This window comes from Cerasicoccus maritimus (assembly GCA_031296935.1).
GTDB classification, from domain to species: domain Bacteria; phylum Verrucomicrobiota; class Verrucomicrobiia; order Opitutales; family Cerasicoccaceae; genus Cerasicoccus; species Cerasicoccus maritimus.
In genome coordinates this window covers 46,993-73,145 of the sequence record JAVDPD010000017.1, presented here as the reverse complement: position 1 = coordinate 73,145, position 26,153 = coordinate 46,993, and the positions used below count along the sequence as shown (strand labels likewise).

Here is a 26,153-nt window from a genome sequence, read left to right as displayed (position 1 = left end):
CCCACAGGGACTGGGTTGCTACGCAAGTCCTACGGACCGATTGCGCTACGCTACATCGCCCCCTCTTCGCTCGCAGAGGCTCGCTACGTCAAACCCCTTAGGGTTTCTCGTCCCTTCACCGGACGGCGGTTGCCTCACCGCATGAGATGCACCAGCATCTCGTTTCCAAAGCTTTGCTTTGGTGGCAGGCCCACAGGGACTGGGTTGCTACGCAAGTCCTACGGACCGATTGCGCTACGCTACATCGCCCCCTCTTCGCTCGCAGAAGCTCGCTTCGTCAAACCCCTTGGGGCTTCTCGTCCCTTCACTGGACGGCGGTTGCCTCTCAGCATGAGATGCGCCAGCATCTCGTTTCCAAAGCTACGCTTTGGTGGCAGGCCCACAGGGACTCGAACCCCAACTAAAGGTACCAAAAACCTCTGTGCTACCATTACACCATGGGCCTACGTAAGCGCTGTAAACTACATCCGAAGACATGCTCGTCAAGCATTGATCGAAAGATTTTTTTAGAGGGCGTCTAAAAAGTCTGATCAAGTCGGCGAGATGTATTCGAGAGGCAGAATTTCGGCTTCTGAATCGAGGCGAAACCAGTTTCGTCGAGATGAAGAAATGATCTTTTGACCTCGAAGACGCTCTCCGGCGAAGACCACTTGAGTTTTTAGTCGCCCTCTTAATAAATTAATCGCACCCCCGCAAAGACGATCACACCCCACACGAGCCACTCGAATTGCTTTTGCGGAATGTATTTCACGATCTTCGGCGCAACCATGCAGGCCAGCGCCGCTATCGCGCCTAATATCAGGCTCACGCGAATCGAAGTCACATTCACCGTGCCGAGCTGCGCCTGAAACGGCAGCTTGAAAAGATTGATCATGAAAAACAGCCAAGCCGACGTCCCAATAAAGGCAAACTTCGGCAGCTTCACGGCCATCAGGTAAAACGCCGCCACCGGGCCAGCTGCGTTCGCGAGCATCGTCGCCAAACCACCGCCCACACCGGTGCTCCAAATGAACCACTTCGCATGCGGGACTTTGTCTTCGCCTTCGGCCTGCTTGCGGATCATCCACTTGCGGCCGAAATGCAGCGCCGTCATGATCAGCAGCAGAAAGCCCATCACGATGCGGAACTCCGCGCCCGGTATCACATCAAATAACAACCAGCCGGCCACCACGCCAATCGCCATCGGTGGGAACAGCCGCCAGACGTGCCCCCAGTCCGCATTGCGCCGGTAGATAATGATCGCGATGGTGTCGCCACAAATCAACACCGGCAGCAGGTAGCCCACGGATTCCTTGGCACCAAAGACTTCGGCAAAGATCCAGATACTCACGTTACCCGCGCCGGGCAGCCCGCCCTTGGCGAGTCCGATCAACGCCGCGCCCAGCGCCGCGAATAACCACTGGTCCACACTTAATCCCAGAAATTCCATTATTCCGCCACCTCCCAGGCCTCGCTGAACGTGCCCTCTTTTACGTGGATAATTTTCCAGTCGCGCGCATCGCCCTCGGGCGGCTCAGTGCCGGTCGCGATGACCTGCAAGTCTGGCCCCACTGCGCGCCAAAAGCCAGCGCGTCGCACGGGGTCGAGCTCGCCCAATACATCGTCAGCCAGCACCACGGGCGCGAGTCCTGTCCGCGTCTGAAAATACCTTAGCTGCGCCAAGCGCAGCGCCACCACCAAGCCGCGTTGCTGGCCATCGGACGCAAAGTCGCGCGCCGCCCTACCCTTCAATTTAAAAGAGAGGTCGTCGCGATGCGGCCCTTTTTGCGTCGAGCCCATCGCTTCGTCACGACGCGTGTTTTGCTCCAAGAGCTTGAGGAAGGCTTCTGTGCTGTCGGCCGAGGTGTCCGCTTTGTATTGCAAAGCGGGCGACTCATCGACGCCGCAAAGTTCCGAGTAACACTCGACCAGCGACGCCGAAAGCTGCTCCACGCCTGCCGCGCGCTTGGCGATCAGTTTGACCGCTTCTTCGGCTAGCAGCCGCTCAAAGGGGCGCCGCGACGACGCTGGTGCCTCGTCTTTTAGCAGCTTATTCCGGTCCCGCAAAGCGCGCGTGTAGCGCGAGAGCGCAGTGAAGTAGTCGCGGTCCGTGGCGGCGAGGGTCAGGTCCAGAGCCCGGCGGCGCAGCCCCGGCGAACCACGCAAGAGCTGGATGTCTTCCGCAGAGAAAACCACGCTCGGGAATTGCCCAATGAAGTCCGCCAGTCGCGGCATTTTCTCACCGTCCACTTCGATCTGCTTCGCACCGCTGGCCAGCGTGAGCGTGATCTCCGTTTCCCCTCGCTGCTCGTGGTCGGTCTTAAAGTAAACGCGGCCCTGCTGTTGGTTCTGCCGAATGAGCGGGCGCGTCTCGGTCGTCCGAAACGACCGCGCCGCTGTCACCAAGCCCGCGGCTTCCAGCAGATTGCTTTTTCCCTGCCCGTTCGGGCCAAGCAGGAACACGCTGTCCGCCCCCAGCGGCACGGCGGCCAATGAGATGTTTCGGAAGTTCTCTGCGTGTAAGCGAAGCAATCGCATCACGCATCAACGTGACAAGACCCGCCCGTAATGCAAGCTGAGTCTAGGCGGTTGTTGCCGTAAACCCACGCCTGCGTTGCGGCGCCATACGCCCGCGTGTTGGTCCTTACGCCCACGGGCGTAGCTCAGTTACGTCCCGGGACGTAGACTAGTTACGTTCATGGACGTAGCACCCTTACGTCCGCGGACGTAAGGGGCAAGAACCCCACGCGCATTGATCCGACACACGGCTAGGTTCACAACAACAAAGCCTGGGGTTCGACGCTACCAACGATGCTGGTGTGGGCCAAAGTCCCCCCGATAGTATGGCGACACATAATCTCCGTGCGCGAGTCACGCGCATGCGTCCGAGGGAACGATAATCCATACCACCTTACTCAGAACCGCGCCAAAATCAAAGCTAACACAACCTCGGTTTAGAAACACATCCTAAGCGGAATGACCTCAATCAGCATATCATCCTCGCGCTCTGCTTTCGACTTTAGCTGATCGAAAATCATGATGCGTCCGTCTTGGACTTTCCAAAGCAATCCCTCATGCTGACAAAGCATGTTCAGCGCTTTAGCCAAGGTTCCACCAGGCGATTTCAAAGTCACCTTCATGGTTCGCAGCGCAGGCTCAGCAATAACGATATCGATGGCGGGCAGAGTTGGATTAGGGTCAGCCTGCTTAGCCTTCGCTGTCAGTTGCTCAAGGACCGACTTGAGAGGCTCATTGGGCATCGAAAGCTCGGGCAAGTTGATTGCATCCAGCTTGGCCAGCGTGAGTTGATCATTCGGCTCGACGGCATGGCTCGGCAACGCCCACACCCAAAGTATCGCCACGAATATTAAAGACTGAACCGAGCAGAAACGCGCCATAAGCAATATAGAAGTAAATATAACCTCCTACAGTCAATCGCATGCCTAAACTGCCCTACCTATTGTTTTATTTGCTGGTGCTGTGCATCGGGGGAAAGGCCCTTGCGGCCAACACAGAACCTGTTCGCCTCAAGCTCTACTATTTCCTGACTGCCGAAATCTATCAGGAAGATCAACTCCTTGAACACATTCGCCACTCTACCGAAGCAGTCGAACTCAGAAGCGGATCTACATCATCAAACAAACTAACACTCTCTCGCGAACCGCTATATGAGCCAACGCCCGAAAGTCAGTTGGCTGCATTTCCCCAATCCATAAAGCTAAACGAAAATTCCGCAGTCACCATAGTTGATGACTATATTCAGACCAAAGTCGATCTACACACCAAAGAGTGGGGAAGCATTAGAACTGAACTCTCCCTGCAACCCGGAGTTTTGACCAAGCTTGGCAGCACTAAATGGCCGATTGGTGATAAGCAAATCCGGCTACTCTGGCAGATACGAGCGCTACTCCAAGAGTCGCCACCACCTGAGCAGCGATACCACCAAGAGGCCAAGAAACAATTCAGCAGCCTGGATGCTTTGCCATCCCGCGCAAAGGAAAGTGAAACCACAGAGAATTTAAAGAACTGGTTCACCAGTGCTGGGGTCAATTTCGATCATCCTGGAAGTGCAATCGTCGAGTGCAGTGGCTTCGTCGCGATTCGTCTGCCACGGAAAGACATGAAAGTTCTTCAAAATGCTCTGAGGCGCTATGACACACCCAAAAGTGTGGCGACCACCCTGCGACAACAAACCGACTACGGCGACGTCATAATCTCAATTCATGGCCTCAACGACCGAACGTGCTTCTTTCACAGCTATATGCCTCAAACACTCGATTTTGATACCGAATCAATACAGGCTGCTGAAATTGAGGTAACCCCCAGCGCAATGGACAATGCACGTATCCCCTTTAAAGTCGAAGCTGGATTCAGGAGTCCAAGCGGCGACACATTAATGCTGAGGTCGGACACGGAGCAATTTTCAGGCTCCGAGTTCGAACTGGCGTCGTTCGAGCATACCGTTAACGGAAAACAGATAAAACAACGCTACTTCTCAACGGTCGAGCTGGCACCCCTCCTAAAGGAAACAGACGAATTGTACACACTAAAGTTTTATCCGATCAGCCGTCGCACAATCCTTGAGTTGCTCGACATTGAAATGGTCCACACGACTCTGGACCCGTATACGAATGCTCCGAGTGATCCATTTGCCGCGCCCCCCCCTTCCAAATCTCTGGATATCGACTACGATCTTGAACTTCGCGAACGACTTGAGCGTGAGGACATCGATTTCTCTGAGCAAGCGAGCCTTGTCTACGACGGCACACAACTGGTCGTCAGACAAACGTCTGCCAACCATGAGAAGATACTGCGATTGATTCAGCGCTATGAAATTCCAGAGCTCAAACGCCTCGCAGTGAAAGCCGAGCTCGACGGCGGCTCTGTCGCAGTAAAACTAGTGACTTCTAGTTTCAGGAGCGGTTGGCTAAACTGGACCCCAAGGCAAATCGAGGAAGACCGACTAGCAGGGGTAAAATTCAGTTATGACAACGGAATCATGGCCGAACTGAATTGGGCTTCAAGCCTAGGTTCTGTGCAACTGGATATGAAGTTCGACGATGATTCTACCAGCATCGAAAGCCTCTACCTCCCAAGTGAACAGGCTCAAAGCAATGCTGTCAAATCCAGCGTAATGACCGCTGATATACCCCAAACGGAATTACGAGTGAAATAGCTCGGGGGGTTACTTCTGCTGGCTATACTTCGCGCGGTTGACCATGTCACGGTTGAAGTCGAAGATCTCCGTTTTCATGGGCTGGCTAGAGGCAGATTCGCCGCTGGGGTTCTGCGCCTTTTTCACCACGATGAGGCCCTTGTCGAAGTCCCATTGCATGCCGGTTTTCTGGCAAATGATCTCCAGGGCCATGCCGACCTTGATGTTCCGCAGGGAGAGCTTCACCGTCGGCTCCTCGCCCTTGGGCGGCATGTAGATGAACTCAATGCCCGTCACGACTGGCCCGGGGTCTTCCTTAAAAGATTCCTGCTGAATGTAGTCTAGCACCTGAGACAAGGGGGCGTCCTTAAACTTAAGCTGAGGGATGCGAATGGTCTGAAGTTTTTGGTTCGTAACGGTGTTGGGGTTGATTCCGTCATCGGCCAGGGCAGTGGATACCAGCCCGCTGAAAAGCAGTCCGCACAATGCGGCCAGGAGCATCATATTTTTCATCATAAGGAACAAGCTTTGGGTTATAGTTTGATATATAACTTCCGACAGCGTTCTCCACCCCCGCCGTAGATTTCCCTTAATTAAGGTCATTACCCGCTGCACTTTTATTACGGTTCCAGCGCCATGAGTCTTGACGAATTTGTCAAAATGTTAAACGGCTGGAAACATGGAAACCACGGAGCAACGCAACTTGCGCCTGGGCGTTCTCGAAGGATTGCTGGCTACCCCCTGGATACTGCTGTGTCTACCGGCGGGATTCATCATGTCCGCTCTGCTGACGCTCTATTTTGATGTCTCGCCCGTCATATACGGCGTGATCGCCTCGCTACCAGCCTGGAGCAACGCCCTACAGATTGTCCTGACGCCCGTCGTGGCCAAGTTCCTCAACGCGCGGGACCTGGCCCTGACGCTCTCCTGGATGAACCTCGGGCTCTGGGCCATGCTCTGCGCGGTGCTCGGCTTTTTGCCACCGGACGACGCAAAAGCCGCCGGTCAGGTTTTCCTGATTTTCTTTATGCTGGCGGCGCTCAGCCAGTCGCTAGCCAGTGTCGGTTGGACAGCGTGGGTCCAGCAGTGGACGCCAACCAAGATCCGCGGCAGCTACTTTGGCAACCGCAACCGCCTGATCAGCATCGTGACGGTGGGCTTTCTGCTGATTGCGATGGGCGCGCTCAACTGGTTTTCGGACTCCATCTGGGCGTATCAGTCACTGATCATCGTGGCCCTGCTCTGCCGTTTTTTCTCCCTGCTTTACCAACACCTGATCGTCAGCCCGCCCGAGGCGAGTGGCTCACTGGTCACCGCTGGGTGGGTCAAAGACCTGATCGGCCTGCGCAAGCACAAGATGTTCTTGCTTGTGGTGTTATTTGGCGCCTGGTGTGGATTCTGGATGAGCCTGACGGGGCCGTTCATCCCGCGCTTTGTCTATGAACACCTGCAAGTCGCGCCCTGGCAATTTGCGCTGATCAACATCCTGGCCACGCTCTCCGGTGCCCTCACCCTCCCCCTGTGGGGCAAGGTGATCGACAAACACGGCTGCATCCCGGTGATGATCCTGTCGATGTTTGTCTGGCAGGTGCAAAATTTCCTGTGGTGCATCCTCACGCCCAACTTGACCTGGGTCTTGTATCCCATGTGGATCTGGGGCGGCATCGTCGGCAATGCCTACCTGCTGGGCCTCTTCAACCTGATTTTCAAAGTCATGCCCGAAAAAGGTCGCACGGCCGCCATCAGCGCCAATATGGCAATCACGTCGCTTGCAGCGGCCATTGCGCCCGTCATTGCCGGGCAGGTGTTGGAAATCAGCGGCAACCTGGGCTGGGATGCAATTTCAGTTTACCGAGTGGGCTTTGCAGCCGGGCCCACCGCGCTTTTGCTGGGCCTCCTGCTCCTGCGCCGCGTCAAAGAACCGGAAACATTCGGCGAAGGCTCCATACTGGGGACGATGCGGACCGTCCGCCAAATGCTGCAATTGCAGGGCCTTAACTTTCTGGCAAATGCCAATTTCGTTGCTCCCATCATTAAAAGACGTAAATAGCATAGGGGAAATCAGTGATAAAGGATTCATCATAACGCTTGCCGTCGACGGGAAGGTTTTCATATGGTGACATTTACGAAATTACTGCAATGGCACAGGTACTGATAGTTGACGATATTGAAGGCGTACATGAAATGCTAGATTTGGTCTTTGAAGAGACCGGCATTGACTTGCTGCATGCCCTCTCCGGTGAAGAAGCCGTAAAAGTCTTCTGCAACAACACAATCGACCTGGTGCTGACCGATATTGAGATGCCCGGCATGTCCGGCCTCGAGCTGTTTTCCGAACTCAAAAAGATGGATGAGCGCGTCGTCGTCGTGATGATGACTGCCGCCGAATCCCGCGACTTCGTGCTCAAGGCCCTGCGACTCGGCGCTTATGACTACATCGAGAAGCCCTACGACGAAGACGAATTGATTGAGGTTGTGCAGAAGGGCATTCAAGAGCGGCAGCAACGTTTGCAAACCGCCACGGCCGATGGCGCCAACCCGGAGCTGGTCGACGAAATGGAGCGTTTGCGTGCGGAGTTGGAATCTTACGAAGACGCCAAGGTGCACAATGAACAACTCGAGGCCGAGCTGGAAATGGTCCGTACCGAGCTCGCCGACCGCAAGCAGCAGGACAAGACTTTGAAGCAAAAGCTTACTGAGCTTGAGCTGAAGGAAGGCGCCATGAAGACGATGGAAAACGTCATGAAAGAGCGCATGGCAGCCCTCAAAAGTGCCGAGAAGGAGCAAGGCGGCGGTGGTCTCTCCGCCGAGGCCCAGGCCGAGCTTCAGCGCCTCAAGGAAGAGCTGGAGATGAAGGAAACCGAACTCCAGACCATGGAAACCAGCATTCAGGAACGCGAGCTCTTCCTGCAGGAATCCGAGGAAAGCCTCTTCGAGAAAGGCCAGCGCCTGCAAGAGATCGAGACCGAGCTCGAGCAGATGCGCGAAGATCTGGAGAAACAAGGTGGTGGCTCCGGTGGTGGCGGCGGCGAAGGCCTCTCTGCCGAAGAGCTCAGCGAACTCGAGAACATGCGCGCGGCAATCAAGGAGAAGGAAGACGAGCTTGTGGCCCGCGAGAAGTCCCTCGCCAAGACCGAAAAGCTCATCAAAGCGCGCGAACAATTTCTGGCCCAGAGCGAAACCATCCTTTTTGGTGATAAAGAGGATGAATGACCTATGCCTCTCAACTTGCTTGATTATATGCCCGTTTAATCCCCCCGAAACGGAGCCTGACTATGCACATTCTGTTCGCTTTCGATAAATTTAAAGATTCCATGAACGCCTTTGAGGCCTGCGCCATCGCGCAAGAGGCCTTGCTAAAGGCGCGTCCCAGCTGGGAAGTCACCGTAGCCCCGCTGGCTGACGGCGGCGAAGGCTTTTGCCAGATTCTCACCCGGGCGCTCTATGGAGAAATCGTTTCCAAACCAATCATCGGCCCACAGCTCGAGCCATTACGAGCCGAAATGGGTTACGTGGACGCGAAAAAAGTCCCGGCCGCCGTTAAAAAGATGCTCGGGCTCCCCTCTTTCGGCAAGATCGCCATCATCGAAATGGCTCAAGCCAGCGGGCTCGAAGCCATTCCCGAAGGCGCGCGTGATCCGTGGATCGCCACCTCATTTGGCACCGGCCAACTCATAGCCGAAGCCGCCGACGTTGGTGCCAGCGCCATCATCCTTGGCGTAGGCGGCAGCGCCACGATCGATCTAGGGCTCGGCGCACTGGAAGCCATTGGCCTGGAACTGCTCGACGAAAAAATGGACAGCATGGACCACGTCGTTCCGCGCGACTGGCGTAATGTATCCCGCCTCCGCGGCGAAATCTGGCCACATATCCCCCCAATTTACATTGCCTGCGACGTGCAAAACCCACTCCTCGGGCCCAATGGCGCAGTCTCGGTTTACGGTCCGCAAAAGGGGCTCATGCCGACCGATATGGCGACCTACGAGAAAAGCTTTGGCGAGATGGCTAAGCAGCTCTGCGGCTTCTTCGGCAAAGAGCGCACCGAAATGATGCAACCCGGCGCTGGCGCCGCAGGCGGCATTACCTTTGGCCTCAGCGTGGCCTGCGATGCACAGCTCGTACCCGGTTTTGACCTCGTGGAGGCTTGGCTGGATTTGAAGAAAAAGATTTCCGAGGCGGACCTCATAGTGACCGGCGAAGGCCGCTTCGACTCCTCCTCGCTACAGGGCAAAGGCCCGGGCTCCATTCTCAAGGAAACTGCCCGCCAAGGGAAGCCCGCCAAGGTCATGGCCGGCATCATCGAAAGCGGCATCAAGTTGCCCGACAAGGCTACTGGCAACGTGCTCGCGCCATCCAACTACACACGTGAGCGCTCCATTGCCGATGGCAAGAAACTCCTCGCGAAAAAGGTCTTCGAAGTTTTTTCCAAATAATACGCAAGGTTTCCGGACAGCCGCCGACTAGATAGGCATGTTAAAAACGTGTTCTCCTTGCCTAAGTTTTAAACTCATCGCAGCGGCCGCTATCGGCCTCGTGTATTTCGGCGGCCAAGCCTTTGCAATGCCGTCTTGCTGCTCGGCCGGCGAGAAAACCGCTGCCGTCCCGAGCCTGCAAAAAGACCTCGACGCCCGCGCCGAGAACTTTGCCGCGACTGCGCCTGAGCCCCTGAAGAAAACGTTTAAGGCCGGCATTGAACATGTCGCGGAATCCGGCGTCACCGCCAGCGCCAAGAAAACAGGCGACCAAGCCCCGGACTTCACCTTGCCCAACGCCAATGGCGAGCAGGTTGCGTTGTCTGAGCTGCTCAAGGAGGGCCCTGTTGTGGTCGTATGGTATCGCGGCGGTTGGTGCCCCTATTGCAACCTGCAGCTTCATGCGATGCAGGGCATTTTGCCACAGCTCAAGGAAGCCGGAGCCCAGCTCGTGGCGATCAGCCCGGAGACCCCGGATAACTCGCTTTCCACTGCCGAAAAGAACGAGCTGGAATTCGTCGTTCTCAGTGACAATGGCAACGCTGTCGCCAAGGAATACGGCATCGTTTACAGCCTCGACGACGACACTTACGACATCCTCGAAGGCCGCCTCAAGCTCTCGGAATACAACGGCAGTGATACCAAGGAGCTCCCGCTCACCGTCGCCTATGTGATTGAACAAGACGGCACGATCGCTTGGGACTTCGTTGATCCCGACTACAAGAAACGCGCCGAGCCTGCCGATATATTGAAGGCCGTTCAGTCGCTTAACAGCGGCGAAAGCACGCCTGCTAGCTAGCCTCGACGCGAACCAGTTCGCAAAATTATTTCGACAGCCACTCGTCCCTGCACAGGGTGAGTGGCTTGCTCGATTTTATGGACATGTTTTTCGCGATTGTCCCCGTGTTCATCATCATGGGCGCCGGAGGGCTTGCCCGTAAACTCGAGTGGATCACCAACGCCGGCGAGAAAACGCTGCTCAAGCTCGTCGTCAATATCCTCTACCCGGCCTTTCTGTTTTCCGTTGTTTCGCGGAATGAGTCGCTCCGCAGTGATGGGCTTATCGTCAGCGCGGTGCTGACCGGCTTCATCTTCGTAATGGTCGGCTACGCGGTGTTTTACGCCATCGCGCCGCTCTTCGGGATGAAGGACAACGCCGAGCGCCGCGCCTTCAGCTTCACCGGCGGCATCTACAACTACGGCTACTTCGCGATTCCCGTTTGCCAACCGCTCTTCGGCCTGGAAACCACCGGCGTGCTGCTCGTAATCAGCGTCGGCGTCGAGCTCGCCATGTGGAGCGTGGGCGTGCTGATCGTCAGTGGTGAATTCAACCGCAGCAGTCTCAAGCGCATCATCTCGCCGCCGCTGATGGCCATCCTGCTCGCGGTGATCGTCAACCTGCTGGGCCTCACACCATTCATCCCAAAGTTCGCCAGTGAATCCCTGGACCTCTTCGGCCGCTGCGCCATCCCAATCGGCCTGATGATGATTGGCGCAACGATGTGGGATCTCATTTCCCGCGAACCCATTTTCACGCGGCCAACAGTCGCACTCGGCGCCTGCATCACGCGGCTCGGCATCATGCCGCTCATCCTCGTGGCAGCCTATCTTTTTATCCCCGCATCCCTACCGCTGCGCGAGGCAGCGCTCGTCCACGCGGTGATGCCCTGTGGCGTATTTCCCGTCGTGCTGACCAGCGTTTACGGCGGCCGCACCGACATCGCCCTGCGCACCGTAATCCCCACCTGTCTGCTCAGCTTGATCACCATCCCACTCTGGATTCAGCTCGGAATCAGCTGGAACGGCTGGAACTAATCCGCTACACCGTTAAGGCAACATGAGCGCATTGGTCACAGTCGTATTGACGGTTTACAAACGGGTGGACTACCTACCGGAAGCCTTGCAAAGCGCGCTCGCCCAAACGTTCTGCGATAAGGAAATCATCGTCGTCGATGACTCCGGGACGGAAGCCGCGCGTGAAATCTGCGCGCCGCACATTGCCAGTGGCGCAATCATTTACCTGCCCAATCCAACGAATGTTGGCATCGTCAGCAGTATTCGCGAAGCGGTGAAGCGCGCCTCGGGCAAATATATTGCCATCCTGAACGATGACGACGCCTGGGAGCCGGAGTTCCTGGCCCATGTAATCCCGCCGATGGAAGCCGATAACTCAGTCGTGCTGAGTTTCTGCGAGCATTGGATAATCGACGGCGAAGGCGACATCGACGAAGCCTATTCGGAGGAGAACCCGCGCATATACCATCGCGATTATTTGGCCAAAGGCGCGGTGCCGAATCCATCCGAATTCGTGCTGATGCACAACGGCGTCCCGCTCGCGATGGCCTCGGCTTTTCGCAAAAACGCAATCAACTGGAGCCGCTTTACCAATGAAATCGTCGGTGCCTATGACTTCTGGCTGTCGTGCCTCCTCGCCGCCACTGGCCAAAATTTTTATTTCACCCCCGAACGCCTCACCCGCTACCGTATTCATGGGCAAATGGAAACCGGGCGCCGCAGCATCGATAAATTCGATAACAAGGTCTATATCTACGCAACGCTTCTGGAATTGAATTCATTCCCGGACTACCAGGCCCACCTCCAAGGCGAGCTCGCGAATGCAAAATTCCATGCGGGCAAGGACCGCCTCTACTTCTCCAAGCGGGCCGATGCCCGTGATTTATTCCGCGCCGCTATCCAGCTCCAGACGAAGCCAAAATACATCGTGGCCTACTTGCTCACTTTCGCACCGCAAGCATTGCTGAAAGCTGCGAAACTCGCCACCTAAATTTTCTTTTTCGGCAAGAACGCCAAGTAGATCGGCACACTGAGGAACAGCAGAAACATCGCATCGTGCACCAGCTCGTTCTGCGAACCAATCAGCGCAAACAAGCAATACGCCATCGCGAGCAGCGTCACCGCCCAGGCACCGATTTTCCGCCAACCCTTCAAGTCGCGCGCACGGTAATTCACGACGAATGACACCGCCGAATACAGATAGGGCAGCAGCGTTAAAATGATCGCGGTGTCGATGATCTTGTTGAACTGCTCCGTCAACGATGGCGAAGCCGTGAACACCACGATGAAGCTCATCAGGATTGCCGAAATAACAAAGTTCCACACCGGCACGCCGCGTTCATTCGCGCGTCCATATACACCGGGGAAAATACCATCGCGCGCAGCCGACTCCGCGCTTTGCGCAATGGTTAGCGTCCACCCGATCAGCGAACCACTCGCTTTTAAAATCGCCGCGACGCCAATGATGGTTGCGCCGATCGCGCCCACGGCTTGATGCACCGCCACACTGAATGGCGCGTCGCTCTTGGCAAGCTCTTCCGCCGGAATGATCCCCATCAGCACCGTGCAGGTGCTCACGTAAAGCAGCGTCGCGATGACGAGCCCGAGCAGCGTCGCTAGCGGCACATTGCGCTTCGGGTTCTCAATGACGCCCGAAGCAACCGACGCGCTTTCAATGCCAATGAACGCCCACAGCGCAAAAGTCGCGCTCGTCGCCAGCGCCTGTATCGGCGTTTTATCGTGCGGATTCCAACCAGCGAGGAAAGTATCGGCGTCGAACCAGAACCAGCCAAACACCGCAACACAGGTCAGCGGGATAATCGCCAGCGCCGTACTCCACCCCGTCACTATGCCTACAAAACGCGGGCCAATGATGTTGCACACCGTCGCCACCCAGATGATGCACACCGTGAAACCCGCGCCCACCCACTGTGATTTCAGAGCTGGAATGAACTCCGTGAAATAGCTGGTAACGGTCGTCGCCACAGCGATGTTACCCACGAGATTGGCGGTCCAATAAACGTAGTTCGTTTGAAAGCCAAGGTAGGGACCGAAGGTCGACCGCGCATAGGCATACGGCCCGCCCGGCTGCGGATCAGTCGCGCCGAGGTAGGCAAACATCAGGCCCAGCGAACCCGCGCCAATCGCGGCCACCAGCCAGCCCCAGATCGAGATGCTACCCACACTGGCCATCGTGACTGGCAGCACGAAAATGCCGGTGCCCACCATGTTAACGGTCACCAGCATCGTGGCCATGAACAGGCCCAACTTTTTATTTCCTAAAACGTGCATGCAGTAGCGCTGTCAAAGTGTCATCCGACTGCGCCACTCGCAAGCACATAGCAAGACAGCTTGCCTAGTGAAGCTGGATCAAATCCTTCACCTGAACGGCTTGGCCAGTTGCAAACGACTGGTTCGCGGCAATGCCGGTCATGATCGACATCGCGCCATCGCGGAACCCGGCGGCGCGACCAAGCGGATCCTTCGCCTTCTTCGGCGCAAAGAGATCAGCCAACATGTTGACGTCGCCACCGCCGTGGCCGCCCTCACCTACTACGAAATCTACGTTATAGGGCTTCTCCCAATGCGGCATCACCATGAGGCGTGTGCTGTGGGTGCAACCGTCGGAGATATGGCTATCACCAGCACTGATGTAGGAGTTCTCCAGCTCGTCGAGTTCGATACGTCCCTTAGTGCCATTGAACGCCACGCGATACCCTTCCCAGGGCGAGTAAGCCGTCAACGAGTAGGACATCTGCGCGCCGCTTTGGTAAAGCACGTTGACGTTCATCGTGTCCTCAATGCTGATGCCGTCGCCGAAGACATTCTGGTCGCGGATGTAACCATCGAGGTGCTCTGCGTCCAGATACAGCCCCTTCAAGTTAGCCACGTCATCCATCGTCTGAGCAAAAGGATCATCCTTCGCTGCTTCCGAACCACTGGCGCGATAGTAAGGGCGGTAGTTGCCGTATTTTTCGCCGTTGGCGCGACCGTAAAAGCCAAGCTGGCCTAGACCGAAAACCACCTTCGGCTCACTGCCGAGCCACCAGTTCACGAGGTCAAAGTGGTGCGTCGCTTTGTGGACCATCAAGCCGCCCGAGTTGCGCTTATCGCGGTGCCAGCGGCGGAAGTAATCCGCGCCATGACGGGTATCGAGCAGCCATTCAAAATGCACTGACTTGACATCACCGATCACACCAGACTTAAGCAACTCCTTCACTTTGCTGCGCGAGGGCGAGTAGCGGTAGTTGAAGGTCACGCGAACTTTCCGGCCCGTGCGCTTGGCGGCGTCAACGATGGCCTGACACTTGTCGGCGTCGGTCGTCATGGGCTTCTCAGTGATTACATCGCAACCCAGTCTCATGGCGCGGATGATGTAATCGTGGTGCGTGCGATCCATCGTGGTGACAATGACGATGTCCGGATTTTCCTTCGCGATCATCTGATCGAAATCCGCGGAGTCGTAGGTTTTAACGGGCTTACAGTCCCACTCTTCCACGTAGCGCTTATTGTGGAAGGCCATGCGCTGGGCATTCAAGTCGCAGATAGCACACAGGGTGCTGGTGCGCTTGTAGGTGCGCAATAAGGCGTCTGCATACATGAAGGAACGTCCGCCGGTTCCGACGATAACGTAGCGTTTTTTGGAGGGTGTTTTCTTAGCGGGGGATTTCTTTGGCATGCCCCTATCCTAACAAATTTGGTCAAAGAACAGAATAACCCACACGATCATTCACTTGTCATTTTCGCTCAAAGCGAAAGGCGAACCTAATCGATCAACACCACACGATAGAACTGCCTATTTTCCGCTGTCGCCAATCCGTCTAGTATCACTTGCTGCGCGCCATCTAACTCAGGGGTTAGCTGCGCAACTTCATCCCAGGACGATAAGTTAAGCGAACGATCCACCCGGTAGCGCAGCCCCTCCCGAGCATTCCAAGCCAAGAGAATCTCACCGTCCTGGATCGTTACATTCAATGCTGGACGCTCTGAAACAAAAACCGCCTCCGACCAGGCATTGTAGCGGGCAAAGTCTTCATCCCAAGCGCCGTTTGCGCTCAGCATCGAGTAGCGAAATTCGTAATCCCACGGCTCCAGATATCGCATGCCCAGCGCCTTGGTTTGGGCCAAAGCGGACAAGTAATCCTCATTCGAAAAGCGCTCTGGCTGCCCGGAATTGCCGATCACCTGACCATAAATATCGCCCGGGTAATCCGCGAGCGCCGCCAGCAAATCCGCTTGGTAAGAATCCTTGCCCGACACCCACCAGACGGCCGCGCCAACACGCTGCTCCAGCTCGGGGTCGCTCCACAAAGCATCGAGAATTTCCATTGGTGGCTCGTGACTGCCGTTAATGTCATGCACTTCGAAAGCCAAGGCCTTGTTCGTGAAGGCCAAAGCAAAATTCCGCGCATTGGCGATGCTGGCCTCGACCCACTTTTCATCGGAGTAGCCCGCGTTCGACATCGTCGTCATGTTGACGCCCTGCAAATGACCTTCCAAGCCATTGCTCGTCATCTGCGAAACGTAAACCAGCTTGAGCGATTCCGAATCGTTGTAACGCTCGGCCAGTGCCTCCGCCAGTTGCTTAAGCCGCGCTTGCACCACGGGGTCCCAGATCAGCGGCAGCCGGTAGCCCGGAACGCCCCGGAAGCTGTAGTCAATGTAGTCCGCGCCGAGCTCGTCCATCAACCAATCAGGCGTTCCCACGCCGCCTGCAGGCGATGCCAGCGACCACTGCTTGCCGTAAGACTCGACCTTGGCGACTTGCAAATCCAAGGCGCTAAAATCGTAGTTGCCAGGCGTTGGCTCAAGCTGCGCCCAGGTCACACGGATCAGCACACCGCGCAGTTGTGGGTTCTCGTAAATCTGATCATTCGCCGCACCAGCGCTGGAGAATATCCCGTAGGGTTTATCGACGGCATGAGCGCCAAGCGTAAACAGCAAAAGCCACACGCAAACGATGTGGCGAAGACTATTCGGCAGCAGGAAACACATGCCCCATTGAAAACCGGAGCATTAAAAAAGTTTCATTTGGTTTCAAAGAACGCGTCACCGCCCGTGATCTGTCATCACCAGCGCAACGACGTGTGGATTTCGTATTCGCCGGGGAGGAGTGCGATGCCCTCGCCGGTGAGCATCGTGCTCTTCTCGGCATGGGAAAAATAGTTGCGGTAAAGCGGATCGGCGGAGACATCCACTTCGCTCAAGGAGACGCCGGGCAGGTTACTTTGCAACGCAGAGTTCAGCGCATAGACCATCGGGTAATTGCGCGACTTCGGGTGCGGCGCGCCCTGTAAAACCTCGATGCGTGCGGCGTCGAGCTGCATGCTTTCGCAGACGTGGATGCGGTCGATGCGCTCGAAGAAGCCCGAGCCGAAACGATACTCCACCGTGATCGACATCGGCCAATCGAGCGCGCGGCCGTGATCATCACAAAGTGTGGGGTAGTCGACGACATAGCGCCAGTTGTCGCCATCTGTTTCGAGCTTGGTGGACGTCGGCCACCAAGCGGGCCAACCCTTTTTGCCACCAACCGTAAACTCCGGGCAAAGCGCGGGCGCGAACGTCGTGCCGGTGGTCCATTCAAAGAGCCCGGGGAGGTAGGGCCGCGGCAGATTGTCGCCGCACATAATCGTGGGCCCGCCCATGATCGGCATTTGCCATTTCACCTCGCCATCGCTCCAGACGAGGAAGGTGGTGTGGCGCTCGGTGTTGGTGATGACCTCGCGGCAGACGGGCTCACTCAGGGGGACGGGGGGAGAGTCCGGTGCCTGCGCTTCGTCGAGCTTGGCATAGTGCTCCAGTTGGAGGAAGTAACGCCAGAGGTCCCACGTCATCGGCAGCGTAAAGCGGTAGTGATAACACTGCCGGTGAGCGTCGCGGAAGGAAAACCACTGCGCTTCGTCGTCCCAGAAAACATCCTCCATGTATTGCAGCACTGCGCGGCAGGCGGTGCGCGCCCAGGCGGCGTCGGCGGGGGGGAGCCAACCTTTGGTCAGCACCTGTTCCAAGAATGAAAGGCATTGCAACTGCCCGAGCACACCGGCGCTGCGGCCAAAGAGCCAGCCCTCGCCGTGGGAGCCAATGAAGAGCTTGAGCAACTCCACGTAGCGCAGCGCATGCGGGCGGAAAAGCGATTCGATTTGCGTGCGGACATCGTGCTGGGGGGGGAGGAACTCCGAGAGCCGCAGCGCGAAGTTAATCGTCATCAGCCCGTAGTTGTTGTAGTCTCCACTCTCAAGCGAGTCGTCGAAATAGCCGGACTCCTCATACTTGCGGACGAGCTTTTCGATGTGCGGCAAAATCAACTCCGGGTCGTCGCCCCACAGGACCGTGCGCGCCATGCGCATGCTCGCGTTGAAGACTTCCCAATTGTGGGGAAAAGCCCGCGTCACATCGAGCAGCTCTTTTACCTTCGCTCGTTCGTAATTGGAAAGCTGGGTGAGCACGGGATGCCTCGGGCCATCACGCCCGAGCATAGCAAGCCCCATAGCCATGAAGCAACCAGTGAGCGTATCGATATCTTCCCGGCGCCCAATCATCGCCCGCAGGATAGAAACGTAATTACGGCCGACGATCTCGTGGGGGGGGGACCCGCGCACGCGGCTCATCTCTCCCACACAGTAAAAGACATTACCATCACTCAGTAGGCCGTGCACGGCGGGGTCACTGTGCTGAAGGCCGTTATCGCCGATACTGGCATTACAAGTTAGGGCAAGGCGGTCAGCGATGTTGGCGTATTGTTGGGAGCGTAGCATGGCGGGGGGGGACGGAGAGGCAGGGATATTTTTAAAACTACAAATGGCGCAGATGAACGCAGATATCGAAGAGGCAAATCTTATTTAACTAAGAATTTCGCGAATAAACGCGAATGAGATGAGCGGATTAAGGACAATTTTTTGGTAACTACATCTGCGCTTATCTGCGCTATCTGTAGTTGAAAAAAATTGTGGAGTGGTAAAGCGCTGATCCCACCGGGGGGGGGACCAGCGCTGAAAAGGTTAGGCGTCTGCCTTGATGACTTCCTGGTAGGCGTAGTAGGAATCCTTGGGGATGCGCTCCTGCGTCTCGAAGTTGCAGAAGATCAGGCCGAAGCGCATGTCGTAGCCGCGAGTCCACTCGAAGTTGTCGATCAACGACCAGCAGAAGTAGCCGCGCACATCGACGCCGTCTTCGTCGCGGGCTTGCTTGACCGCAGCGGTGTAGCCACGCACGAAGTCCGCGCGGAAGCCGTCGTGCTTGGCGGTGGACGGGTCGTTGTCGTTGACCGAGCAACCGTTTTCAGTGACGTAAATTGGCAGGCCCTTATAGCGATCACTGACCCAGTTGAGCATCTTGCGAATGCCCCACGGCACGACGAACCAACCCATGCTGGTCGGCGCCCACTCGGGGTCCTTGCTGAGGAAAACCTGCTGGTCTTCGTCGATGCCGCCGTTGCCTTCGTCGCCACCGATCACATTGGCTTCCGGCTTTTCGCGGGAGGCGTAGTGCGTGGTGTAGTGGTTAAGGCCGAGGAAGTCGCACGAGCCCTTGAGCATTTCCTTTTGCTCGGGGGTAAACTCCGGCAGGCGGTCCCCTACCCGCTCACGCATGATGGCCGGGTATTCGCCGAAGACGACGGGGTCCGTCAACCAGCCGTAGAAGAACTCCAACGCTTCTTGAGCGGCGGCCTTGTCTTCGGGCTTATCGGTGAGGGGTTCGCGGAAATCGCAGTTGTTGGCGATGCCCACAACGCCGTAGTCGCCCTGGCGGAACTTCTGCACGGCGAGGCCGTGCGCGAGGCACAAGTTGTGTGCGGCGATGTAAGGCTCGGTGCGCGACACGCGGCCCGGCGCAAAGCAGCCAATGCCGTGGCCGAGAACGGCGGAGCACCAGTTTTCATTAAAGGTCATCCAATGCTTCACGCGGTCGCCAAAAGCCTTGAAGCAGACGTCGGCGTACTCGGCGAAGTATTCGGCAGTCGAGTAGCTCAGCCAGCCATCGTCCTCAAACTGCAGCGTGGCGGGGAGGTCCCAGTGGTAAAGCGTGATGAACGGCGTGATGCCTTTGGCGAGCAGGCCGTCAATCAGGCGGTTGTAGAAATCGATGCCGGCCTGGTTGACCTCGCCCTTGCCCTGGGGGAGGATGCGGGACCACGCGATGGAAAAGCGGTAACCTTTCACGCCGAGCTGGGCCATCAGTTCGATGTCCTCCTCATAGCGGTGATAGTGGTCACAGGCGACGGCGGCAGTGTCGTTATTTTTGATCTTACCGGGGGTGTGGGCAAAAACGTCCCACGTGTTGAGTCCCTTGCCGTCTTCGAGCCAGGCGCCTTCGATTTGGTGGGCGGCCGTTGCGACGCCCCAGATGAAATTTTCGTTACTCATGATGCTGATAAAGTATTTGGTATGTCAGTTATTCTTGTCTTTTAGCCAGTGAGGTTCGCCATAAAATGCTCCATCTTTGATCCAAAGCTTTGAACGCATTCGATTCCATGCAATGTGGCCACCTGGTTGACCACCAGGAACACCATAGAGCTCGCATATTCGCTCATCAAAGTCGTCCACAGTTAACGCGCCCTCACTATTCTTCTTGGCTAAAGCTACTCGGACTTTCAATTTTTCCACTGAATAGTGGCAACTCATCCTGTCGCATATCGACCAAAAATCGATGCCGATACGCAAAGCATCCAATTGACTGCAACCGCGTAAGATGAGTGTCATAAACAGAACCGGTTCCGAGCCCGGCCAATGTGATACAACGCCCTCGAAGTCACCAAGACTTCGCAGTTCATTGCGCCAGTCATCGATCGGCTCGCAACTGGAATCCGGAACAACCATTCAGCGGATTGCGCCTTACAGGTTCTTGTCGGTTACGGCACCTTCAGAGGCGGTGGCGACGAGCTTCGCATACTTGGCCAACACACCGCGCGTCTCGCTGGGAGGGGGGGGAGTGTAGGCCGCCATGCGGGCGTCGTAGTCCGCGTCGTCGATGAGGAGGTTCATCTCGTTCTTCACGGCGTCGATCTCGATGATGTCGCCATTCTTCACAATGCCGATCGGGCCGCCCTTCGCGGCTTCCGGCGTGATGTGACCCACGTCAAAGCCGTGGCTGCCGCCAGAGAAACGTCCGTCGGTGATGAGCGCGACTTCCTTGATCAGGCCGCGACCGGCCACAGCGGAAGTCGGGGAAAGCATTTCGCGCATGCCGGGGCCGCCAACCGGGCCTTCGTTGCGGATCACGACCACGTCGCCGCTGACGACGTCGCCCTTCAAGATGCCAACCAGCGCTTCTTCTTCGCCTTCGTAAACCTTGGCCACGCCCTTGAAGTAAGTGCCTTCGTTGCCAGTGATCTTACCCACCGCGCCGCCGGGGCAAAGGTTGCCGCGCAGAATGCGGAGGTGTGTGGTGGGCTTCATCGGCTGGTCCCACGGGCGGACGATGTCCTGCTCGGTCGGGTAAGCGCCGTAGGGCTTCACGTCCTTGAGGCTTTCCGCGACGGTTTCGCCGGTCACGGTCAGGCAGTCGCCATTGAGGAGGCCGCGGTCGAGCAGCAGCTTCATCATTGGGCGGATGCCGCCGATGCGGATCAGGTGGCTCATGCTGTATTTGCCGTAGGGCTTCATGTCGGCAAGCAGCGGGATGCGTTCGCCGATTTCCTTGAAGTCGTCGATGGACAGCTCGACCTCGGCGCTGTGGGCAATGGCGAGCATGTGGAGGATCAAATTCGTCGAGCCACCGAGCGCGAGGCAGGTGGTGATCGAGTTGAGGAACGCGTCACGCGTCATGATATCGCGCGGCTTGATGCCCTTTTCGAGCATGTTCATGACGGCGGCGCCGGCGTTTTCACAGTCCTTGCGCTTGGCTTCACCGACGGCGACCTGGGCGCTGCTGCCGGGGAGGCTCATGCCGAGGGCTTCGATGGCGCTGGCCATGGTGTTGGCCGTATACATGCCGCCGCAGGAGCCCGGGCCGGGGATGGCGTATTTTTCAACTTCCTTGAGCTGCTCGTCGGTCAGCTCGCCCTTGGCGTGCTTGCCCACAGCTTCGAACACGGAAACGACGTCCATCGGGTTGCACTCCTTTTCGTCGGAGGGCAGGAAACCCGGGAGAATGGTGCCGCCATAGACAAAGACTGCCGGGCGGTTGAGGCGCGCAATGGCAATCATGCAGCCGGGCATGTTTTTGTCGCAGCCGCCAATGGCCACGAGGCCATCAAAGCCTTCCGCCGCGCAGGCGGTTTCGATGGAGTCCGCAATCACGTCGCGCGAGACGAGCGAGTAGCGCATGCCCTTCGTGCCCATGCTGATGCCGTCGGTGACGGTGATGGTGTTGAAGGAGACGGCTTTGCCGCCGGATGCGTCGATCCCCTTGCGGGCGTGTTCGGAGAGTTCGCCGAGGTGAACGTTGCAGGGGGTCATGTCGCTCGGAGAGCTAGCCACTGCGACCTGCGGCTTTTGGAAGTCCTCATCTTCAAAGCCAACGGCGCGCAGCATGGCGCGGGCGGCGGCGCGATCAGTGCCGTCAACTACAATGGAGGAATGCTTTCGGGTGTTTTCTGAAGCCATAGCGGGATTAACATGGCCATGCGCAGAGGCGCGAGGCGAGCCTAAATGTTGTGCGTTGGCCGGTGTTGGCGGGCATTTTTCAGTCGAGTGTGCGGATTCAGTTTTCATCGGAATTTATTCAGTGGCTGGGGGGGGGGTAGGTGAAACTTTTGGTTTTAACTACGAATAGCGCAGATGAACGCAGATCGTCGTGGGATGTTGGAGTACGGTTAAAAAAAGTATCTGCGAACATCTGCGAAATTTGTAGTGAAGAAATGCGTTGGTTGGTGTTTTGGGCTGCTTCATGGGGAGTATTATATCAAAAGCCCCCTATCCTGCCAATGGCTCAGCTGGCTACACAGGCTCAGTTGGCTCAGTTGGCTCCGTGGGGCACTTTTTGGGCATTATGTCTAATTTCCGGCGCCAGTGAGCAGCTCTGAGAGCCACTGAAAGCTACTCACTATTAATTACTCGTGCTCACTAATAGCGAGAACGCCCAATATCGTGCCGCGAAGAGACCCTCCGCAGAATTTTTCCGATTTTTTTGCGGACGACGCAAGAAGCGTGCTGTCCCGCTTCATGTTATCTCTAAATCTGCAAACGGCCGGTAATCGGATCGCTGATGTCCGTCTCATGACGAACACAGGCTTCGATAGCGGCCTTGATGCCGGCTATCTGTGTTTCCAGCGCCATGCTCGGCAGGCCAACGTTTTCATCCAGCGCGGCAGTTTGCGGTAGGGACGGCAGGTGAATCCAGCCAGCGCGGATGGGCAAGTTATTCACCGCGATGTAGTGGAGCACGCCATACATCAATAAATTACAGCCAAAGGTTGCGGCAGTGTCGGAGATATCGGCTGGCACGCTGGCATCGCGCATCGCACGGACCATTGCGCGGAGTGGGACCGTGGCCGGGTAGGCGTAGGGACCGCCCTCAACAATGGGCTCATCTTGCGGTCGGTCGCCTGCCTCGTCCCCCATTCCGTAGCGTGTGGCGTCGATAAAATTTTGAGCCAGGCGCTCGACGGTAATCATGGTGCGCCCGTTGTATTCGCCCATGGAGAGAACGATGTCTGGCTTTTGCGCCTCCATAGCCTCCGTAACGCAGGGGATCATTTCCTTAAAAACAGAAGGCGCAATGACGCTGGAAACGAGCGCGCCATCAAGTTTTGCGCCGTCAAGCGCCTGAGCAACTTCGCCCGCTGGATTCGCATTACTGCCAGCCCAGTCGCCAAAACCGGTTAAGAGAACTTTTTTCATGACGTAGAGTAGCGTAAGTTAAGTCGTTGCATTGATAAAATTCATGCGAGACCATAAAATTGTCAATAGAACAACCGTTTGCATTTTCCACGTTGAAATCTTATGCAGGGTATGCGTCATATAACCAACTCTTGAACAGCAAGATACAGGACCCTCTTCTTCGGCGAATCCGCCTTCACGCGGACAAAAGGCTGACGTTTACCCCGGATACTGCCCCCGGCGAACGCCTCAAACAGTTAAAAGAATACATGCGTCTGGAGCAGGAGATGCTTCACCGCTACCACGAAAAAGGTGATGGCGGACTGCGTGTGGCCAAGGCACGCACCATGATGATGGACGTGCTGATTGAGCATCTATTCCAGAACGCAATGGCCGTCTACGCACAGAAAAAGGGCCCGCCGCCCTACCCTGTCGCAATGCTGGCGCTGGGCGGTTATGGTCGCGCTGAGCTTTGTCCGCTCAGCGATATCGATATCATGTTTCTGTATCCCAAGCGCGCAAGGCGTGAAGCGCTCAAGCCGCTGCAGGAAATCATGTCCGATGAGATCCTTTATCCCTTGTGGGATCTTGGGCTGAAGGTCGGCCATTCCAGCCGCACGGTTAGAGAAACCATCTCCGAGGCCAAAGCAGACGTCCAAACGCTTAACGCCCTGCTCGAAGCCCGTCTGATCTGCGGCGACACCGATCTCTTCAACGAATTCGAGAAAACCTACCGCCGCTATTACGAGCGGACGGATCACCGTGCTTATGCCAAAGAGCGTCTCGCTGACCAAGCCGAGCGCCGCGAGAAATATGGCGGGAGTGTTTTTCTACAAGAGCCGGATATTAAAAACGGCGTCGGCGGGTTGCGTGACTACCAGAACATCCTTTGGATGGCGGAAGTGCGCCTCAGCGATGGCTCACTGGACGCCTTGGTCGCAAAGAACTTCCTCAGCCCCGACGAGCGTGCGCATCTCCTGGCGGCCTACGACTTTCTCCTGCGCGTACGCAACGAAGTACACTTCAACAGCAAACGCGCAACTGATACGCTAAGCCTCGAAGGCCAACCCACCATTGCCTGGGCTCTCGGCTACAAACAGCATGATATTTTCCGCCGCGTGGAAGCCTTCATGCATGACTACTACCGGCACGCGAATTACATTTACCAGACTTCTAAGCTATTGGAGCAGCGCCTGGCCTTCAGCAATCTCGACTCCAACCGCGGTTACACCTTCCAGGCAGTCCTGAACTCCCGCCGGATGGACCGCCAAAAACATCTGGACGGCTTCCTGATCAGCCCCGGAACCCTCTCTGCGGAAAGCAGTAGAGTCTTTAAGGACGAAAAGACGCGCATCATCCGCGTATTCAGGTATTTACAGCAATTCGACCTCCAGCCCGACCTCGATTTGCGCGTGCTCATCAGCCAATCCATCCATCTGATCGACTCCCGGCTGATGCACAATGAGTCGGCCAACCGCACCTTCCGCTCCATCCTGCAAACCCGAGGTAATGTTTACCCAACGCTCCTGCTCATGCACGAAACAGGCGTCCTCGGCCGCTTCATCCCGGAGTTTGGCGACATCACCTGCCTGGTGCAGCACGAATTTTACCACCGCTACACCGCCGACATCCACACGCTCAACACTATACGCAAACTCGACGAAGTCTTTCGTGTGGAAGGAAATTATGGCCAAAAATATCATAAAGCCTTAGTTGCGACCGAGACCCCCGCCCTGCTTTATTTAATCCTCCTCGTTCACGATTTAGGGAAGACCGAAGGCGTGGAAGGCCACTGTACAAGCGGTGTGCGCGTCGCTGAGCCCATCCTCAAGCGCATGGGAATCGACGAGAAGCGGCGAAAAATAATTTTAACAATCGTCCGCAATCATCTGGAGATGGCACGATTCTGGCAGAGACTGGATATTGATGACCCTAGGACAATTGCATCCTTTGCCGAGCTTGTTGAAGACGAAGATATCCTTCGCTACCTTTACGTGCACACTTATTGCGACGCTTCTGGCACTGCGAGCAGCCTGTGGAACAGCTATAAGGACTCGCTGCATGATAACCTTTTCCGCGCCACGCTGGAGTTTCTCCACCACGAACCTGATGCGATTGCCAAACGCCGAAAGGAGCGTAAATCAATGATCTACCGCGAAATCATTGAACGCCGCCTCTCGGATATCGAAAAGGACCAGATCGATGCCCACTTCAATCTGCTCCCAGAGCGTTACTTCATCCACAATGACGCCGATGACATCATCCTCCACATCCGGATGGTCAACGAGCTACTCGAAACCATATCTGAAGCCGATAGCATTGGCTCGCTCGTCCCCGTGGTCGACTGGCGCAACGACGAAGACCAAGGCTTGACCGTGGTCAACATCGTCACCTGGGACCGCGCCGGCTTATTCTACAAGCTGGCTGGCGCACTCACGGTAGCCGGGGTCAACATCCTCAGCACCAAGGCGATTTCCCGGAACGACCACATCACAATCGATACGTTCTATGTGGTGGCGCCAGATGGCGGACCCGTCCAGAATTCAATGGCCGAAGCCAGCTTCCGCCAGCACCTGGAGCAGGCCCTCCTCCACAATGTAAACTTGATGCCCGCCATCAAGGAGCAGGCCGCCCGACTCGCCAACTCGTTCGGCTCCGATTCCAAGAATCGCCTCCGCGCGCCCATTCCGGCCAAGGTGGATGTCTACCATGAGCTCTCGCTCAAGCGCACCATTGTCGAAGTCCAGGCCAATGACCACCTAGGCCTGCTCTACCAGTTGGGCTACGCTATTTTCAAACACGGCTACGACATCAGCTTCGCCCGGATTTCCACCGAACGCGGTGCCGCGCTGGACACCTTTTACATCGAACCGACTCGACCGCACACCGCCAGCAATACGGACACGCTGGTCCCACTCCGCGACGCCATCGAGCGCATCATTGCACGGGATCAGTTTGAAGCAGCGGGATAAAAAGGTTAGTAAAGTGCGT

At 56.6% G+C, this 26,153-nt stretch carries 20 protein-coding genes and 1 tRNA gene; 8 read left to right on the top strand and 13 right to left on the bottom strand.

Translation table 11 applies throughout. The features are described 5' to 3' along the window. Positions 1-371 precede the first annotated feature (371 nt). From RBB62_RS12375 to RBB62_RS12360, 4 genes are all read right to left on the bottom strand, one after another. Positions 372-445: transfer RNA gene (locus tag RBB62_RS12375), tRNA-Gln, on the bottom strand. Positions 446-670: 225 nt separating this feature from the next. Then, positions 671-1,408 (bottom strand): sulfite exporter TauE/SafE family protein, encoded by a 738-nt coding sequence (locus RBB62_RS12370; protein WP_309399199.1) that lies wholly within the window; start codon positions 1,406-1,408, stop codon positions 671-673. A gap of 20 nt (positions 1,409-1,428) precedes the next feature. Then, entirely contained in the window at positions 1,429-2,517 is a 1,089-nt protein-coding gene (recF, locus tag RBB62_RS12365) for a DNA replication/repair protein RecF (RefSeq protein WP_309399198.1), read from the bottom strand. Between the two features lie 416 nt (positions 2,518-2,933). Then, positions 2,934-3,377 (bottom strand): hypothetical protein, encoded by a 444-nt coding sequence (locus RBB62_RS12360; protein ID WP_309399197.1) that lies wholly within the window; start codon positions 3,375-3,377, stop codon positions 2,934-2,936. Between the two features lie 41 nt (positions 3,378-3,418). On the opposite strand from RBB62_RS12360, the gene RBB62_RS12355 reads away from it, so the two are divergent. Next, positions 3,419-5,155, top strand: coding sequence for a hypothetical protein (locus RBB62_RS12355; protein ID WP_309399196.1), 1,737 nt, complete (start codon positions 3,419-3,421; stop codon positions 5,153-5,155). A 9-nt stretch (positions 5,156-5,164) separates the two neighbouring features. Here the strand turns inward: RBB62_RS12355 and RBB62_RS12350 are convergent, their stop codons facing one another. After that, a complete protein-coding gene (locus tag RBB62_RS12350) occupies positions 5,165-5,650 on the bottom strand; it encodes a hypothetical protein (RefSeq protein WP_309399195.1) in 486 nt (161 codons plus the stop codon). A 163-nt stretch (positions 5,651-5,813) separates the two neighbouring features. Here RBB62_RS12350 and RBB62_RS12345 point away from each other — a divergent pair, with 163 nt between their 5' ends. From RBB62_RS12345 to RBB62_RS12320, 6 genes are all read left to right on the top strand, one after another. After that, on the top strand, positions 5,814-7,184 hold the full coding sequence (locus tag RBB62_RS12345; protein ID WP_309399194.1) for an MFS transporter: 1,371 nt from the start codon (positions 5,814-5,816) through the stop codon (positions 7,182-7,184). A gap of 89 nt (positions 7,185-7,273) precedes the next feature. Further along, on the top strand, positions 7,274-8,347 hold the full coding sequence (locus RBB62_RS12340) for a response regulator (RefSeq protein ID WP_309399192.1): 1,074 nt from the start codon (positions 7,274-7,276) through the stop codon (positions 8,345-8,347). 62 nt (positions 8,348-8,409) lie between these two features. Then, on the top strand, positions 8,410-9,567 hold the full coding sequence (locus tag RBB62_RS12335) for a glycerate kinase (RefSeq protein ID WP_309399191.1): 1,158 nt from the start codon (positions 8,410-8,412) through the stop codon (positions 9,565-9,567). Between the two features lie 127 nt (positions 9,568-9,694). Next, positions 9,695-10,405, top strand: coding sequence for a peroxiredoxin-like family protein (locus tag RBB62_RS12330; RefSeq protein ID WP_309399190.1), 711 nt, complete (start codon positions 9,695-9,697; stop codon positions 10,403-10,405). 77 nt (positions 10,406-10,482) lie between these two features. Next, on the top strand, positions 10,483-11,421 hold the full coding sequence (locus RBB62_RS12325) for an AEC family transporter (RefSeq protein ID WP_309399189.1): 939 nt from the start codon (positions 10,483-10,485) through the stop codon (positions 11,419-11,421). A 22-nt stretch (positions 11,422-11,443) separates the two neighbouring features. Then, positions 11,444-12,391 (top strand): glycosyltransferase family 2 protein, encoded by a 948-nt coding sequence (locus RBB62_RS12320; protein ID WP_309399188.1) that lies wholly within the window; start codon positions 11,444-11,446, stop codon positions 12,389-12,391. Here RBB62_RS12320 and RBB62_RS12315 read toward each other — a convergent pair. From RBB62_RS12315 to pcp, 8 genes are all read right to left on the bottom strand, one after another. Beyond that, positions 12,388-13,692, bottom strand: coding sequence for an amino acid permease (locus RBB62_RS12315; protein ID WP_309399187.1), 1,305 nt, complete (start codon positions 13,690-13,692; stop codon positions 12,388-12,390). The two genes, RBB62_RS12320 and RBB62_RS12315, sit on opposite strands and share 4 nt — an antisense overlap. A gap of 64 nt (positions 13,693-13,756) precedes the next feature. Further along, positions 13,757-15,079 (bottom strand): Gfo/Idh/MocA family oxidoreductase, encoded by a 1,323-nt coding sequence (locus RBB62_RS12310; RefSeq protein ID WP_309399185.1) that lies wholly within the window; start codon positions 15,077-15,079, stop codon positions 13,757-13,759. 86 nt (positions 15,080-15,165) lie between these two features. Continuing rightward, positions 15,166-16,395 carry a beta-galactosidase gene (locus RBB62_RS12305; protein WP_309399184.1) on the bottom strand — a complete coding sequence of 410 codons (1,230 nt, stop codon included), beginning with the start codon at positions 16,393-16,395 and terminating at the stop codon, positions 15,166-15,168. A 74-nt stretch (positions 16,396-16,469) separates the two neighbouring features. After that, positions 16,470-18,158: a hypothetical protein gene (locus tag RBB62_RS12300; RefSeq protein ID WP_309399183.1), complete on the bottom strand. Its 1,689-nt coding sequence runs from the start codon at positions 18,156-18,158 to the stop codon at positions 16,470-16,472. Positions 18,159-18,401: 243 nt separating this feature from the next. Beyond that, the gene (locus tag RBB62_RS12295; RefSeq protein WP_309399182.1) at positions 18,402-19,766 is read right to left on the bottom strand and encodes a GH1 family beta-glucosidase; all 1,365 of its coding nucleotides are present in this window, start codon (positions 19,764-19,766) and stop codon (positions 18,402-18,404) included. A gap of 24 nt (positions 19,767-19,790) precedes the next feature. Further along, on the bottom strand, positions 19,791-20,219 hold the full coding sequence (locus RBB62_RS12290; protein WP_309399181.1) for a hypothetical protein: 429 nt from the start codon (positions 20,217-20,219) through the stop codon (positions 19,791-19,793). Positions 20,220-20,234: 15 nt separating this feature from the next. Beyond that, complete coding sequence (ilvD, locus tag RBB62_RS12285) at positions 20,235-21,947, bottom strand: dihydroxy-acid dehydratase (protein WP_309399180.1); 1,713 nt, start codon at positions 21,945-21,947, stop codon at positions 20,235-20,237. A 567-nt stretch (positions 21,948-22,514) separates the two neighbouring features. After that, positions 22,515-23,183, bottom strand: coding sequence for a pyroglutamyl-peptidase I (pcp, locus tag RBB62_RS12280; RefSeq protein WP_309399179.1), 669 nt, complete (start codon positions 23,181-23,183; stop codon positions 22,515-22,517). 131 nt (positions 23,184-23,314) lie between these two features. Here pcp and glnD point away from each other — a divergent pair, with 131 nt between their 5' ends. Further along, positions 23,315-26,134: a [protein-PII] uridylyltransferase gene (gene glnD / locus RBB62_RS12275; protein WP_309399178.1), complete on the top strand. Its 2,820-nt coding sequence runs from the start codon at positions 23,315-23,317 to the stop codon at positions 26,132-26,134. Positions 26,135-26,153: the final 19 nt, after the last annotated feature.